This window comes from Microlunatus sp. M237, assembly GCF_056896895.1.
In genome coordinates this window covers 633,383-647,665 of record NZ_JBXHBL010000001.1, presented here as the reverse complement: position 1 = coordinate 647,665, position 14,283 = coordinate 633,383, and the positions used below count along the sequence as shown (strand labels likewise).

Below are 14,283 nucleotides of genomic sequence, written 5' to 3'. Positions count from 1 at the left end.
GGAATCCGACACCCATGGGACGGATCTTCGGGACCGATGGCGTACGGGGGAGGGCCAACGAAGCCTTGACGGCGGAGTTGGCCCTCGACCTGTCTGTGGCCGCTGCCCGCGTGCTCGCCGAGGTCGGCGAGTTCGGCGGCCACCAGCCGTTCGCGGTCGTCGGTCGGGACCCACGCGCTTCGGGGGAGTTCCTCGAGGCGGCTGTGGTCGCCGGCCTGGCCAGTGCCGGCATCAATGTGGTGCGCCTCGGAGTCGCACCGACCCCGGGTGTGGCCTATCTGACCGGCTCCACCAAGGCCGATCTTGGCGTGATGATCTCCGCCAGCCACAACCCGATGCCCGACAACGGGATCAAGTTCCTCGCCCGGGGCGGCGTCAAGCTCGACGACACGCTCGAAGACGCCATCGAGGCCCGCTTGGGCGAGCGGTGGCAGCGCCCGACCGGCGCCGGGGTCGGCCGGGTCACCGACGCTCCCGAGCTGGTCGAGGACTACGTCGCCCACCTGGTATCGAGTCTGGGCCGGCCCGTGTCGCTGGAAGGCATCAAGGTCGTCGTGGACTGTGCCAACGGCGCAGCGTTCCTGACCGGACCCGGTGCCTTCGAGGTCCAAGGCGCCGAAGTGATCGCCATCCACGCCGAGCCTGACGGCATCAACATCAACCGTGACTGCGGCTCCACCCATCTGGAGGACCTCCAGGCGGCGGTGCTGCGCCACGGCGCCGACCTGGGCATCGCGCTCGACGGCGACGCCGACCGCTGCCTGGCGGTTGACGCCACCGGGACCGTGGTCGACGGCGACCAGATCCTCGCGATCTTGGCCGTGGCCCGCAAGGAAGCAGGAATCCTGCGCGGTGGCACCGTGGTCGGCACGGTGATGAGCAACCTCGGGTTCGTCCACGCCATGCACGCCAACGGCATCGCGGTCGAGCAGACCAAGGTCGGTGACCGCTACGTCCTCGAGGCCATGAAAGCCGGCGACTTCACCCTGGGTGGGGAGCAGTCGGGGCATGTGGTGATGTCGGACTACGCGACCACGGGCGACGGTGTGCTGACCGGGCTGCACCTGATGAGCCGGATGGCGACCTCCGGTCGTTCGCTGGCCGAGCTCGCTGCGGTGATGACCCGACTGCCGCAAGTGTTGATCAACGTCCGCGGGGTGGACAAGAGCCGGGCCTCGACCGACCCGTCGCTGATCGCTGCCGTGGCCGAGGCCGCCGAGGAGCTGGGGGACGCCGGCCGGGTGCTGCTGCGACCCTCCGGCACCGAGTCGCTCGTCCGAGTCATGGTGGAGGCCACCTCCGCCGACCAGGCGCAGGAGCTGGCCGAGCGGCTGGCCACGGTGGTCAGGTCCTCACTGACCCTCTGAGGGCGGCGCCGCGGCATCCGCTCCACCGCCGCCTCGGGCAGACGATGCCGGCTCGACCCGGGGAGGACCTTAACGCGATCTTGACGCCTGGTCGGTTCCGCGGCCGAATGCCGCCACCTAGCATTGCGGCGGCTTGGCTCAGAGCGTGGCTGCTCACAAGGTGAAATATGAGGCTGCTGTGCGTGCAGGATCCGACTCTGTCGCGACGGTGAGCGTGGGTGCAGCTGAGACTGTGCCGCATCCGGTACGGCGCTGGCTGATGGCCAACCGGGTCCAACCGGCCGGGCCTGAGGCGGGGGAGGGACACACCGAGCCGCACGCCTGGTGGAAGGTGATGTGCCTCACCGGCGTCGACTACTTCTCCACCCTGTCCTATCTGCCGGGCATCGCCGCCCTCGCGGCCGGTGCGTTGTCCCCGCTGGCCACTTTGTTGATCGTGGCGCTGACCCTGCTCGGCATGCTGCCGATGTATCGCCGGGTAGCCGCGGAGAGTCCGCATGGTCAGGGCTCGGTCGCCATGCTGGAGCGGCTGCTGCCGTTCTGGCGTGGCAAGACCTTCGTCTTGATCCTGCTGGGGTTCGTGGCGACCTCGTGGATCATCACCATCACCTTGTCCTCGGCGGACGCCACCGTGCATATGCTCGAGAACCCTTACCTGCCGGGCTTCCTGCATGGCCACGCGGTGCTCATCACCGTGGTGCTGCTGCTCATCCTGGGTGGCGTCTTCCTGCTGGGGTTCAACGAAGCGGTGGTGGTGGCGATACCGCTGGTGGCCATCTTCCTCGGGCTGAACGGTGCCATCGTCGTGGTGGGGCTGAGCGGGGTCATCAGCTCACCGGACCTGGTGACCCGCTGGACCGAGGCGCTCACCGCCAACGGCACCGGCTTCGGCGATATCGCTGGACCGGCCATCGTGGCGTTCCCCCTGCTGGTGCTGGGACTGTCGGGATTCGAGACCGGGGTCAGCATGATGCCGCTCGTCGCGGCCGACGGACAGACCCCCGAGGAGCGGCTGGCCGAACGGGTGAAGAACACCAGGAAGCTGCTGACCGCCGCCGCCTTGATCATGTCGGTCTATCTCATCGCCACCAGCTTCATCACCACCGTGTTGATCCCACCGCAGGAGTTCGCAGCGGGTGGCGAGGCGAACGGCCGGGCGCTGGCCTACCTGGCGCACGAGATGCTGGGGGAGGGCTTCGGCACCGTCTACGACCTGAGCAGCGTCACCATCTTGTGGTTCGCCGGTGCCTCCGCCATGGCCGGTCTGATCAACATCGTGCCCCGCTATCTGCCGGCGTATGGGATGGCTCCCGAATGGGGTCGTGCGGTGCGGCCGGTGGTGATCGTCTACACCGTCGTCAGCATCCTCATCACCATCGCCTTCCGGGCCGACGTCAACGCCCAAGCCGGTGCGTACGCCACCGGCATCCTCGCCATGATGGTGTCGGGCGCTGTCGCGGTCACCGTGAGCGCCGCGCGGCGACATCAGGGAAGCGCCACGATCGCGTTCACCGCGCTCATCGCCATCCTGCTCTACGCGTTGATCGCCAACGTGGTCAAGCAACCCAGCGGGATCATCATCTCCGCCCTGTTCATCGCCGGCATCGTGGCGCTGTCCTTGACGTCCCGGCTGACGCGCGCCTTCGAGCTGCGGGTGACCGACGTCGAGCTGGATGACAAGGCGCAGCGCTTCGTCCGCGACTGCAGTCGTCGTACGGTCCGGCTGATCGCCAACAAGCCCCAGGCGCGCGACGCCAGCGAATACCTGGAGAAGCGTCGCCAGATCATGAAGGACAACGGCGTGGCCGAGGAAGAGGACTTCATCTTCGTCGAGATCACCGTGACTGATCCCTCGGAGTTTGCGACCGATCTGCGGGTGCGTGGTGAGGTCATGCACGGTCGTTACCGCGTGATCACCGTGGAGAGCTCGACCGTGCCCAACGCGTTGGCGGCATTGCTGCTTCACATTCGTGACGCCACCGGGCGGCAGCCGCACATCTACTTCGAATGGACCGAGGGGAACCCGGCAGTCAACTTCTTGCGCTTCCTGCTCTTCGGGGTGGGTGAGGTGGCCCCGGTCACCCGCGAGGTGCTCCGCCAAGCTGAACCTGACCGCGCTCGGCGACCCCATGTCCACGCAGGCTGATCGGAACCACCATGATCAGTTCGGGTGCCGGACGTCGTCGAAGAGTGGATGAAGTCGCTCACAGGCCTGGTCGAACTCGGCGCGGGTCTTGTTCTCGACCCACCAGGCCAGGTTGTTGTAGGTAACCGCAACGGCACACCTGGCGAACACCGAGGGGCCGTCGATGGCGGCCGCCGCAGCCCGCAACAGGCGTAGTCCCGTGTTGGCGGCACTGGGATAGACGAAGGCCTGGCGATACAGGTCCGACAGGTCACGGACCCGACTGCCGCGGCCGACGCCCTGGCAGTCGACGAACGTGACGTCGGCATCGACGCCGAGCAGGATGTTTGAGCTGCTGTAGTCCCCGTGGACGACGTCGGTGACCGGGATGGGCGTTGGTCCAGCCCAGCGGACCACCTCGTCGCCGTGGCGCACCAGCGCGGCTCCGGCCGCGGAGAAGGTCGCCACGTTGGCCTTCCAGCCGCAGCCGCCGCTCAGCACGGCTTCCAGCTGGGCGGAGTCGTCTGGAGCACCGCTGCAGGCGAGTCCGCTTTGGGTGGCATTGGCAGCAATGACCGCTTGCACCTCGCGGACGCCCAGTCGCGCCAGTGGGGTGGCGGCGACGTACTCCTGGAGCAGGAAGGCTCCGCCGCCGGCAAGCGGACCGGCTGCCAGCCATCGAGCCGCCGGCCAGCCGCGGTCCGTCGCGTGCGCGACCGCGGGGTAGGCGTTGAGCAGCTGTTCTGCCTTCCATCCCGCCGGGTGCCACTTCAGTACCACCGACCGGTCGCCGTCGGCGATGAGCTGCGCCCCACCTTGCTCACCGCCCGGCAGCTCCCGCTGCCACCGGTACGTCCCGCCGGTCTGCGCGTTCACCTCGGTCAGGATCGGCTGCCACGCGGGCTGGGTGCGCCGATCTTCAGGAACGTCCACTCACGCCGCCAGATGGAACGTCCGGGCGAAGCGGTCGAGAAGGTCGCGGCGCCCGCGCAGCACCTCGACCACCCCGGTCGCTATGGCGTGGTTCGGCGCGAGCTCGCCGGAGATGATCCGACAGATGCCTGGGCCGGCGGTAAAGGCCAGGTCGGCCGGCCCGTCGCCACGCACCACGCTCAGTGACGCTCCGTCCACCCGGATCAGCAGCTCGGTTCGACCGAGCTGTGCCGCGTAGGCGGTCGCCGGCAGCGTGGCCGCGACCTGTGGTTGGAAGGCGGTCCGCAGCGACATGGTCATCGCGTCGGGGGTGAGGACCTGTTCCTGCCGCGGATCACCCAGCGCCTTGAAGCCCCACGCGCCGAAGGCGAGCACGACCGGCTCGAGCTCACGGCCGTACGGTGTCAGCTCGTAGACGATGACTCGTGAGTGCGGCACCCGGCGGAGAACGCCGGCCGCCTGCAGCTCCTTCAGCCGCGCTGCCAGGATGTTGCTCGGGATGCGGGGGAGCCCTGCGGCGAGCTCGCCGTAGCGGCGCGGCCCGACCAGCAGGTCGCGGACGATCAGCAGGGCCCACCGCTCGCCGACGAGCTCCAGGGCTCGCGTGATGCCGTCATATTGCCCATAGTCGCGGGTGGCCACCTACCCTCGGTCCTGCTGGTCGGCAAAGGCTTCGGGACTCGACTGTGCGGCGGTGGGGTCCATGTAACCGAACTCCAGCAGGTTGCCGTCCGGGTCGGTGACCTGACGCTGATACATGAAGCCGTAGTCCGCGGCGGGGTGAGCCTCCGAGCCACCTGCGGCGAGCCCGTCGGCGACTGCCTGGTCGACCGCCTCGCGGGTGTCGAGGAAGATTGCGATGGAGGCCGACGGGTTCACCGCCGGGTCACCGATCGGCAGGTCCGTGAAGGTCTGGAAGTACTCCCGGACCAAGATCATGAAGTAGCTGTGGTCCTCCTCGACGACGACGCAGGCAGCGTTGTGGTCGGTGAAGGCCGCGTTGATGGTGAAGCCGATCGCCGTGTAGAACGCCTTCGCGCGTTCCAGGTCGGTCACCGGCAGGTTGACGAACATTGCGGTCATCGTTGACTCCTTCGAACATCAGCTGGGGCGACCTCGACACTTGCAAAGAGCAAGTGTGGTGTCAAGGGTTTCGTCGGCGAACTATCGGCGATCTGACGGTCCAGTCGGACGTCCGCTGACCGCTCAGTCAAACCTCCGTCGCATGACGGGTCTGCTGGGGTAGGTCCGGCCGATCTCGCCGAAGCCCGCGGTCAGAAAGGTCGCGACGGTGCCGGTGAACAGCGCGGACGGCGATGGTTCGCCGACAAGTCGTTCGACGTCGACCGGGTGTCCGTCGAGAACGGAGGCGCCGTGCCGACGGGCGTAGTCGGCGGCCTCATCGAGCAGCGCGACGGCGACGCCGGTGCCGCGATGCGCTGGCCGGACCAGAAAGCAGGCGACCCACCAGGCAGCTTCGTCGGCGTCCAGAAGTCGCTGCAGAGCCCGGTTGCCGAGGATCCCGGGCAACGTGTGACGCGGCACGACGCGACTCCAGCCGACGGGTTGGTCGTCGACGTAAGCCACCAGCCCGACGGCCGGCGCAGCGGTCTGGACCTCCAGCTGCAAGGCTGACTGGTTGTCCGGCTGAGAGTGCTGCCGGAATCGCTGGCACCAGCAGGAGTCCGGTTTCCGCCCGCGGGCAGCGAAGACGGCCATGACGTCAGGCCATCGCGAAGCGGTTGCCGGGAGGATGCGCAGGCTCACCCCAAGATCACACCATGCGAGGTGGTCGTGGGGGGCGAAGTGGTGGCACCGCCGGCTACGGCCAGAGCAGAAGCGCCGCGCACCGCTGCCGCGACCTGCCCGGCGGCGAGTCCGTCCACGTCGATGACATGATCGGCGGCCGTGGCCTGCACCATGGTCACGGTGACGTCGTCCACCCGCTACGGCTGATGCGACCACAGTGCGTCGACGTCGACCCACTGCACCAGAACCGATCCGGCTGACGCGGAGTGCAGCAGCGCGGGCTGTCGTCGACTTGCCGACACCCGGTGCGCGACACCGAGGCGAACGACGCGCACGATGCTCAGAACTCCCAGTACTGTCCGATATCGCTGAGCAGCCCCGCCGCGCCGAGGATCAGCACGATGATGGCGAGCACGATCGAGCAGACGATGGAGAAGAGCAGCGCTCCGAAGGCGCCGAAGAAGCCGATCTTGATGGCGGTGCCGGCGCCGATGCGTACGGTCGGCGGGCCGTCGTGGCGCGAGGAGTCTTGGTAGGAGCTCATAGCCGTGACGCTACCGCCCAAGCAGCGAGGCAGCACCGAACCGGCCGCTGGTCTTCGCAGACCTGCGACCGGTCGGCGTTCACTTGACCCGTCTTCGGACCACCACCATCCGCATTCGTCAGGTAATACGGCCCCCTGCGGTCCGCCCCCCGGTGCGGGCCAAGCGCGTCCGGGAAGCCGGCCTAGCTGTCCCGGACGCGTTGGACAGGAGGCTGTGCCGAGGGTTCTGATACATCGCCGGGTGAGGTTTTCCGGCGTGGCTCAGACTTTGCGGATCCGTACCCACTTGACCCGGTGATCACTGGCCTTGCGCAAGATCGCGGTGGCCCGTTCCCGCGTGGTGCGGATGTTGGCCGCCAGGTTGGGCCCGTTGATGGTGTCCCACAGGTGCTCCGCCTGGGTGACCGCCTCATCCGTGGTCAGCGAGGCATAACGGGTGAAGAACGAGCGCGGGTCGCGGAACGCGGTGTCGCGCAGGGACAGGAAGCGGTGCACGTACCAGGAGCGGATGTCCTCGGTGTCGGCGTCGACATAGACCGAGAAGTCGAAGAAGTCGCTGACGGCGAGCCCGGTCGTGCCGTCGGCCCGGACCCGCGCCGGCTGCAGCACGTTGAGGCCCTCGACGATGAGGATGTCGGGTCGGTCGATCACCACCTTCTGGTCCGGCACGATGTCGTAGACCAGGTGGCTGTACACCGGTGCAGTGACCTCTGGTCGACCCGACTTCACGTCCATCACGAACCGCAGCAGTGAGCGGCGGTCGTAGGACTCCGGGAAGCCCTTGCGGTGCATCAGCCCGCGACGCTCCAGCTCCGCGTTGGGCCACAGGAACCCGTCGGTGGTGACGAGATCGACGCGCGGGTGCTCCGGCCAACCGGCGAGCAGCTCACGCAGCAGCCGGGCGGTGGTGGACTTGCCCACCGCCACGGAGCCGGCGATGCCGATCACGAACGGCGTCCGGCCGACGCTGAGGCCGAGGAACTCATTCGTCGAGCGGTGCAGCTCGCCGGTGTGCAGCACGTACTGGCTGAGCAGCTTGGTCAGTGGCAGATAGACCTCGCGTACGTCGATCAGGCGGGTGGGGTCGCTCAGACCACGGAGGGTGTCCAGGGTGTCCAGGTCCAGCGTCATCGGCATGGAGGTCGCGAGCTCGGCCCAGTCGGCCCGGCTGCGTTCCACGTACGGGCTGAGCACCTGCGCGTCGTGCGGCATGTACGGCATTCTGCCGTGCACCGGCGTCGCGCTGATCCGCGGACCATCCCCACCGCCCCGCGCGACCGCGTCGCCTCGGAGTCGATGGATCAGAAGGTAGCCTGTGGCCCATGTGCGGAATCGTCGGATACGTGGGGCCTCAGGCGGCCGTCGACGTCATCGTCGAGGGCCTGCGACGACTCGAATACCGCGGCTACGACTCCGCCGGGGTGGCCATCGTCGCCGACGGGGAGATCCACCTGCGCAAGAAGGCCGGCAAGATCGCGAACCTGGACAAGGAGCTCGCCGACAACCCGCTGCCGCGTACTGGCCTGGGCATCGGGCACACCCGCTGGGCCACCCACGGCGCTCCTAATGACGTCAACGCCCACCCGCACCTGTCGGCCAACGGCCGGGTGGCGCTGGTCCACAACGGCATCGTCGAGAACTTCGTCCAGCTGCGTGCTGAGCTCGCTGCGGACCAGATCGTGCCCGTCTCCGAGACCGACTCCGAGGTGGTGGCGCAGCTGCTGGGGCGTCAGGTCGCCGCCGGCGCACCACTGGTCGACGCCATGCGTACGGTGTGCCGTCGCCTCGAGGGCGCCTTCACCCTGGTCGCGGTCGACACCAGCGACACCGACACGGTGGTCGCCGCTCGGCGCAACTCACCATTGGTGGTGGGGGTCGGCGACGGGGAGAACTTCCTCGCCTCCGACGTGGCCGCCTTCATCGGTCACACCCGGGAGGCGATCGAGCTGGGCCAGGACCAGGTGGTGGAGATCCGCCCCGATCGGGTGAGCGTCACCACCTTCGACGGGGCCCCGGCCGAGGTACGCCCGTACCACGTCGACTGGGATCTCTCGGCCGCCCAGAAGGACGGCTTCGACTGGTTCATGCGCAAGGAGATCTACGAGCAGCCCAAGGCGGTGGCCGACACCCTGCTCGGCCGGCATGACGCTGACCAAGCACTGACCCTGGACGAGATGCGAATCTCCGAGGCCGAGCTGCGGCAGGTGGACAAGATCGTCGTCTTGGCCTGTGGCACCTCGTTCTATGCCGGCATGGTGGCCAAGTACGCGATCGAGCACTGGACCCGGATCCCGTGCGAGGTGGAGCTGTCCAGCGAGTTCCGCTACCGCGACCCGATCGTCGGACCGACCACCTTGGTGGTGACCATCAGCCAGTCCGGCGAGACCGCCGACACCTTGATGGCCATCCGGCACGCGCGAGAGCAGAAGGCCAAGGTCCTGGCCATCTGCAACACCAACGGTTCCACCATCCCGCGCGAGTCCGACGCAGTCATCTACACCCACGCGGGGCCGGAGGTCGGGGTCGCCTCGACCAAAGGCTTCCTCACCCAGCTGGTCGCGTGCTATCTCCTCGGGCTCTATCTCGCACAGGTGCGTGGGACGAAGTTCGGCGACGAGATCCGGGCCACCATGGCCGAGCTCGAGACGATGCCGGCCGCCATCCAGACCATGCTCGACGGCATCGCTCCGGTGCTGGACCTGGCCGCGGAGTTCGCGGATGAGCCGTCGGTGCTGTTCCTGGGCCGGCATGTGGGCTATCCGGTCGCGCTGGAGGGGGCGCTGAAGCTGAAGGAGCTGGCTTACATCCACGCGGAGGGCTTCGCTGCCGGGGAGCTCAAGCACGGTCCGATCGCCCTGATCGCCGACCAGCTGCCGGTCTTCGTCGTCGTCCCGCCTCGCGGGCGCGACCAGCTGCACGACAAGGTGGTGTCCAACATCCAGGAGATCCGCGCCCGGGGTGCCCGGACCGTGGTGCTGGCCGAGGAGGACGACCATGAGGTCGACGACGTGGCCGACGTGGTGATCCGGCTGCCGAAGGTGTCCACCCTCTTGCAGCCGCTGGTCGCGACGGTCCCGTTGCAGATCTTCGCCTGCGAGCTGGCCACCCGCAAGGGCCACGACGTCGACCAGCCGCGCAACCTGGCCAAGTCGGTCACGGTCGAGTGAGCGAGTTGGACTGCGCTCGGGTCCGGTCGACCTCGGGGCCGCGACCATGATCATCGGGGTCGGCATCGACGTCTGCGACGTCGAGCGGTTTCGCGCCACGGTTGAGCGACGTCCCGGTTTGGTGAACCGGCTGTTCACGTCCGCCGAGCGAAGCCGGCCGGTGGCCTCACAAGCCGCTCGGTTCGCGGCCAAGGAGGCGCTGGCCAAGGCGCTCGGGGCTCCGGCCGGTCTGAGCTGGCGCGACGCCGAGGTGGTGGCCGATGACCTCGGCCGGCCCTCGTTCGTGATCACCGGGACGGTGGCCGAGCGAGCTGCCAGCCTCGGCGTGGCCACCATCCACGTCTCCTTGTCACACGACGCCGGGATCGCCTCCGCGGTGGTGATCTGCGAAGCATGATCATTTCCGCGTACACCGCTGAGCAGACCCGTCGGCTGGAGCAGCGGGCCATGGCGGCCTTGGCCGCCCAGAGTGTGACAGCGGCCTTGGCCGCCGAGAGTGTGACAGTGGCCGTGGCCGCCGAGGGTGTGACAGCGGCCGACGACGGGTCGGACCCGGCCTCGGTCCCCGATGACGGCACCCTGATGCAGCGCGCGGCGGCAGGCCTGGCGGGCGCCCTGGGGCGGGTGCTGCGGTCGACGACCGGCGGCGTGTACGGCAGCACCGTGCTGGTGCTGGTGGGCCCCGGCAACAACGGCGGTGACGCCCTGTTCGCCGGCGCTCGGCTGGTGCGCCGCGGCGCCCGCGTGGTCGCCGTCCGTACGCTCGGCCGTCCGCACGCCGCCGGACTGGCGGCGCTGCTCGCCGGCGGTGGGCGGCTGGTCGACCTCGACGACACCGCCGCCTGGCGCGAGCTGTTCGAGCGGGGTCCGGGGGTGGACCTGGTGGTCGACGGCATCCTCGGCATCGGCGGCCGACCCGGCCTGCCGGAGGCCGTCGGCGCCCTGCTGGACCTCGTCGAGGTCGTCGGCGTGCCGGTGGTGGCCGTCGACGTGCCGTCCGGGGTGGCCACCGACACCGGCCAGGTGCCCGGGCTGGCCGTCCGGGCCCAGCACACGGTCACCTTCGGAGTACACAAGCCCTGCCATCTGCTGCAACCTGCTCGTGGCCGTTGCGGCGAGATGGAGCTGGTCGACATCGGCCTCGCTCCCGGGATCGATGCCCCCGAGATCGAAGCATGGGACGTCGACGAGGTGGCGCTGCGTTGGCCGTACCCCGACCCGGCCACTGATAAGTACGCCCGTGGCGTCGTGGGTGTCGACACCGGCTCCGAGCAGTACCCCGGCGCGGCGGTGCTGTCCACCCAGGGTGCTGTCCACGGCGGAGCGGGCATGGTGCGCTTCCTCGGCGCGACCGCGGCCGCGGAGATCATCCGCGCCCAGCTGCCGAACGTGGTGTTCGCCGCCGGACGGGTCCAGGCCCAGCTGTATGGCTGCGGCTGGGGGCAGCGACCCGACGGTCGTGCCGTGCTGCAGGCGGCGCTGGACTCCGGCGTGCCGGTGGTGGTCGACGCCGAGGCCCTCCCGCATCTGCCGGACGAAGTTCCGCCGACCTGGCTCTTGACCCCGCATGCGGGTGAGCTGGCCCGGCTGCTGGACTGTGCACGCAGCGAGGTGGAGTCGGACCCACCGGCTGCGGTCCGCGCCGCCGCCGACCGGACCGGGGCCACCGTGCTGCTCAAGGGTGCCAGCCAGCTGGTGTCCGAACCCGGATGCGCCGCTCTCGGGCTGGCCGTGCCGGGCCCCGCCTGGACCGGCCAGGCCGGATCCGGCGACACGCTCGCGGGACTCTGCGCGACGTTGCTGGCGGTCGGGCTGTCCGCCCGTACCGCCGCATTGTTGGCCGCCTCGCTGCAGGCGATGGCCGCTGCGGAGAACCCGGGACCGTATCCGCCGCACGAGCTGGCCGCGCGCTTCCCGGCGCTGATCGGGCGGCTGCAGGTGCGCCACACCGAGCTGGTGGCCCTTAGATGACCGCGCTCGCGAGCATCGACCCCGCCACGGCCGAGCTGGTGATCGACCTGGCCGCGTACGCCGAGAATCTGCGGCGCCTGCAGGCCCACGTCGGTACGGCGACGACGGTGATGGCGGTATTGAAGGGTGACGGCTACGGTCACGGGCTGCGCGCGTGCGCAGCGGCAGCCCGCGAGGCCGGGATGGAGTGGATCGGTGTCGCCACCCCACTGGAGGCGCTCCAGCTGCGCGAGAGCGGTGACACCGGCCGCCTGTTCGCCTGGCTCTATGGGCCGGACACCGACCTGACAGCCGCGGTCGCCGCCGACGTGGACCTGGCCGCGTCCTCGCTGGAGCAGCTGTCCGCGCTGGTCGCAGCGGCCGGCACCGCCGAGCGGCGTGCTCGGGTGCATCTCAAGATCGACACCGGCCTGTCCCGCAACGGGATGCGTCCGGAGGGGTGGGCCGAGCTCTGCGCGGAGGCGGCGTTGGCCGAGGCGACCGGTGCGGTGGAGGTGGTGGGCGTCTGGTCTCACCTGGCCACGGCCGACGAGCCCGGCCACCCCGGCACCGAGCGTCAGCTGGTCGCCTTCCGCTCAGCGCTGCAGGTCGCTGCCGCCGCCGGTCTGCGACCGACCGTGCGGCACCTGGCCAACTCGGCCGGTGCGCTGGTGGTGCCGGACGCGCGCTTCGACCTGGTCCGGGTCGGGATCGCCGGCTACGGCGTCGAGCCGGCCCCGGGCCTGGCCGATCTCGCCGGGGTCCGGCTCACGCCGGTGATGACCCTGCGAGCGCAGCTGGTCAACGTGAAGACGGTGCAGTCGGGCGACTCGGTGTCCTACGGCCACACCTGGACCGCCGACCGGACCACCGTCCTCGGGCTGGTTCCGCTCGGCTACGCCGACGGCATTCCGCGGCACGCGAGCAACACCGCCGAGGTGGGGATCCGTACGGCGGGGGGCACGGTGCGGGCTCCGATCCGCGGTCGGGTCTGCATGGACCAGTTCGTGGTCGACCTGGGCCCGGACGCGTCGGTCGGCGTCGGCGCGGAGGTGCTGTTGTTCGGCTCCGGAGCCTCGGGCGAGCCGACGGCGGCGGACTGGGCGAATTGGTGCGGGACCATTGGGTACGAGATCGTCACCCGGATCGGGCCCCGGGTGCCCCGGACCTATCGAGGAGTTGATCGATGACAGCGCCGTCGCGCGGTCGCCGCCGTACGCCAGTGCGAGCCCAACCCAGCGCGGCCAGCCCACGCCGGCTGCGGATCCCGGCCCTGCCGGCAGCGAGCGGCCGGATGGCCGAGGGCCTCGGCCTGTTCGCGGGGGTGGCGGCGTTGGCTGCCGGGGGCATCGCTGCCGGGATGGAGCTCGAACGCCGGATGGTGACCCGCCGGCTGCAGCGCCGGGCCGACCACGATGTCGAGGAGCCGTTCTTCTCGCTCCGCTCGACCGGCCCCAAGGTCACCACGCCGGACGGGGTCGTGCTGCACACCGAGATCGACGAGCTGGACATCGTCAGCCGTAGCGACGAGGCGGACCGCGATCCTGGCGAGGAGGACCTCACCTTGGTCTTCGTCCACGGCTACGCGCTCAGCCTCGACTGCTGGCACTTCCAACGGCTGCACTTTCGGGGTCGACACCGGCTGGTGTTCTACGACCAGCGTTCGCACGGCCGCTCCGGGCGATCGGCGCCCGAGCTGTGTCGGGTGCCGCAGTTGGCCGACGACCTGGCCCAGGTGCTCGACGAGGTGGCCGGTGACGGCCCGGTGGTGCTGATCGGCCACTCCATGGGCGGCATGACGATCATGCATCTCGCTCAGACCCGGCCCGACTGGTTCGGCGAGCGGGTCCGCGGTGTCGCGCTGTTCTCAACGTCGAGCGGTGAGATGGCCAACTATTCACCGATCCGCGGGCTGCCGGGCCGGGCGTTCTCCCGGATCGCCCCACCCCTGATGGCCACCCTCAACCGGGTGCCGGAGCTGGTCGAGCGCGGTCGACGGGCCGGCTCGGACCTCGGCTACGTGGTGACCCGACAGATGTCCTTCGGCTCCGACGTACCGGTGTCGTACGTGGAGTTCATGAGCGAGATGCTGGCCGACATCCCGCTCGAGGTGGTCGCCGACTACTACCCGGCTTTCAGCGAGCTGGACGAGACCGCGGCCTTCGAGGTGCTCAGCGGGGTCGAGACGGCGGTCATCGGTGGCGTCGACGACGTGATCACACCGATCGCCCACACCGACCGCATCATCGAGTTCCTGCCCGGTGCGGAGACGTTGCGACTTCCGGACTGCGGTCACATGGGGATCATCGAGCATTCCGACCGGTTCAACGCGGTGCTGGACCACCTCGTCAGCCGGGTCACCCGGCACCTGCACGTCTGAGCGCCTGCGGTCTCGTCGGCGCGATTGGGATCAACACGACGACCCTGATATGGTTGTCCCTCCCCGGT

General features: G+C 69.4%; 14 protein-coding genes. 7 read left to right on the top strand and 7 right to left on the bottom strand.

The features are described 5' to 3' along the window. Positions 1-14: 14 nt before the first annotated feature. The gene (gene glmM, locus AC1XX3_RS02995) at positions 15-1,367 is read left to right on the top strand and encodes a phosphoglucosamine mutase (RefSeq protein ID WP_483319592.1); all 1,353 of its coding nucleotides are present in this window, start codon (positions 15-17) and stop codon (positions 1,365-1,367) included. Between the two features lie 214 nt (positions 1,368-1,581). Further along, positions 1,582-3,513, top strand: a complete 1,932-nt coding sequence (locus AC1XX3_RS02990; protein WP_483319591.1) for an APC family permease — start codon at positions 1,582-1,584, stop codon at positions 3,511-3,513. A gap of 15 nt (positions 3,514-3,528) precedes the next feature. Here the strand turns inward: AC1XX3_RS02990 and AC1XX3_RS02985 are convergent, their stop codons facing one another. From AC1XX3_RS02985 to coaA, 7 genes are all read right to left on the bottom strand, one after another. Then, positions 3,529-4,425: a phosphotransferase gene (locus tag AC1XX3_RS02985; RefSeq protein ID WP_483319590.1), complete on the bottom strand. Its 897-nt coding sequence runs from the start codon at positions 4,423-4,425 to the stop codon at positions 3,529-3,531. Then, entirely contained in the window at positions 4,426-5,067 is a 642-nt protein-coding gene (locus tag AC1XX3_RS02980) for a winged helix-turn-helix transcriptional regulator (protein ID WP_483319589.1), read from the bottom strand. It abuts the gene before it with no gap. Continuing rightward, on the bottom strand, positions 5,068-5,508 hold the full coding sequence (locus AC1XX3_RS02975; RefSeq protein ID WP_483319588.1) for a VOC family protein: 441 nt from the start codon (positions 5,506-5,508) through the stop codon (positions 5,068-5,070). It lies immediately after the preceding gene. Between the two features lie 123 nt (positions 5,509-5,631). Beyond that, positions 5,632-6,144 (bottom strand): GNAT family N-acetyltransferase, encoded by a 513-nt coding sequence (locus AC1XX3_RS02970; protein WP_483319587.1) that lies wholly within the window; start codon positions 6,142-6,144, stop codon positions 5,632-5,634. A gap of 44 nt (positions 6,145-6,188) precedes the next feature. Further along, a complete protein-coding gene (locus tag AC1XX3_RS02965) occupies positions 6,189-6,368 on the bottom strand; it encodes a hypothetical protein (protein ID WP_483319586.1) in 180 nt (59 codons plus the stop codon). Between the two features lie 146 nt (positions 6,369-6,514). Then, positions 6,515-6,718 carry a hypothetical protein gene (locus AC1XX3_RS02960; protein ID WP_483319585.1) on the bottom strand — a complete coding sequence of 68 codons (204 nt, stop codon included), beginning with the start codon at positions 6,716-6,718 and terminating at the stop codon, positions 6,515-6,517. A 261-nt stretch (positions 6,719-6,979) separates the two neighbouring features. Further along, entirely contained in the window at positions 6,980-7,939 is a 960-nt protein-coding gene (gene coaA / locus AC1XX3_RS02955) for a type I pantothenate kinase (protein ID WP_483319584.1), read from the bottom strand. A 101-nt stretch (positions 7,940-8,040) separates the two neighbouring features. Here coaA and glmS point away from each other — a divergent pair, with 101 nt between their 5' ends. The 5 genes from glmS to AC1XX3_RS02930 are packed head-to-tail and all read left to right on the top strand — an operon-like array spanning position 8,041 to position 14,215. Then, positions 8,041-9,885, top strand: a complete 1,845-nt coding sequence (gene glmS / locus AC1XX3_RS02950) for a glutamine--fructose-6-phosphate transaminase (isomerizing) (RefSeq protein WP_483319583.1) — start codon at positions 8,041-8,043, stop codon at positions 9,883-9,885. 46 nt (positions 9,886-9,931) lie between these two features. Beyond that, positions 9,932-10,282, top strand: a complete 351-nt coding sequence (locus AC1XX3_RS02945) for a holo-ACP synthase (RefSeq protein ID WP_483319582.1) — start codon at positions 9,932-9,934, stop codon at positions 10,280-10,282. After that, entirely contained in the window at positions 10,279-11,856 is a 1,578-nt protein-coding gene (locus AC1XX3_RS02940) for an NAD(P)H-hydrate epimerase (protein WP_483319581.1), read from the top strand. The genes AC1XX3_RS02945 and AC1XX3_RS02940 overlap by 4 nt, the downstream gene beginning before the upstream one ends. Continuing rightward, positions 11,853-13,025, top strand: coding sequence for an alanine racemase (gene alr / locus AC1XX3_RS02935; protein ID WP_483319580.1), 1,173 nt, complete (start codon positions 11,853-11,855; stop codon positions 13,023-13,025). The genes AC1XX3_RS02940 and alr overlap by 4 nt, the downstream gene beginning before the upstream one ends. After that, entirely contained in the window at positions 13,022-14,215 is a 1,194-nt protein-coding gene (locus AC1XX3_RS02930) for an alpha/beta fold hydrolase (RefSeq protein WP_483319579.1), read from the top strand. Before alr ends, AC1XX3_RS02930 begins: the two co-directional genes overlap by 4 nt. Positions 14,216-14,283 lie beyond the last annotated feature (68 nt).